Source organism: Massilia sp. TSP1-1-2 (assembly GCF_049896185.1).
Classification (GTDB): Bacteria; Pseudomonadota; Gammaproteobacteria; order Burkholderiales; family Burkholderiaceae_D; genus Telluria_A.
The window spans coordinates 1-1092 of the sequence record NZ_JAFCTU010000117.1 but is presented as its reverse complement, the minus strand read 5'-3'; the positions used below and the strand labels follow the sequence as shown (position 1 = coordinate 1092).

The window sequence follows — 1092 nt, the reverse complement described above, 5'->3', positions numbered from 1 at the left end:
CGGGTGCAGAGGCTGAATTTTTGGCGGCGCATGAGCACTACAGAAAAGGCAATGAAAAGGAAGCCTTGAACGAGTGTCTGAAATCGTTCGAAAGTATGATGAAAGCCATTTGCCAGAAGCGCTCCTGGCCCTACAAGAGTACGGCTACAGCAAGGGAGCTAATCGACACGTGCTTCGGCAACGAACTTGTACCATCGTTCTGGCAATCCAGCCTGACGGCCTTGCGCACGCTTCTGGAGAGCAGTATCCCCACTGGACGCAATAAACTGAGCGGGCACGGCCAAGGTGCTTCTGTCACACATGTGCCCGAAAACATCGTGGGATACATGCTGCATATGACCGCCGCTACTTTAGTCTTCCTTGCTGAAGCGGAAGCGTCGCTCCAATAATCTGTTTCTGACCATTAGGCCGCCGAATGGTCTTCGTACGGCCGCTCCTGGCCGATCACTGCCGATTGTACTCGACGGTTGCCGTGCGATTCCGACCTCGGCCGCTGCCGCCTGCGGACACTTCATGCCTTGATTTTAGTACCTTGCGATCACAACCCTCGAAGGTGATTTTAGAACAGAAAATCAGTTCGTCGTGAAGCTGCGTAGTTGTATGAAGCCAAGAGCACCTTTAGCGAACGGTAGTAGCTCCGCGTCGTTGACTTCAGTTCTCGGGTACCCCCCGGACGTGTCATGGTGAAACGCAGCAGCAAAGTCGTTAAAATTCATAAGCTCAGGAAGAAGCGACTGCAACCTTACCAATGGGTTTGGTACAGTCGCGTTCTTGACCAGGTCCAGCATTTCTCCAACGGTCTGTCCTTCTTTGAATTTCTTTGGGAAGCATCGGTGTAAGTGTCCTTCAACGAGAAGGCGCAATGATTTGGCGACCTCAAGCAGGGCAGATGAAGCTTCGGCGTTCACAAACCGCTCGACCAAAACGTAGTGCTTGTAATACTCCGAGGAACAGTAGTCGTCCAAATCGAAATCGTCCAGGTAGCTGTAGTCCTGGGCGTCGCGATGCAGCGCCAGTTGTTACGTCCTTTGAAATCCTAGGCTCGCCGGGGCGCTAAATCCCGGGCTCTTCGAGGGCGTTCAGTAAGCTTTC

At 52.9% G+C, this 1092-nt stretch carries 1 protein-coding gene; it reads left to right on the top strand.

Features of this window, described 5'->3' with window-relative positions; all coding sequences use genetic code 11:
* Window positions 1–389, top strand: a 389-nt coding sequence (locus tag ACP7BV_RS27165; RefSeq protein WP_426108016.1) for an STM4504/CBY_0614 family protein, incomplete at its 5' end; no start/stop codon positions are given.
* Between the last annotated feature and the right edge of the window lie 703 nt (window positions 390–1092).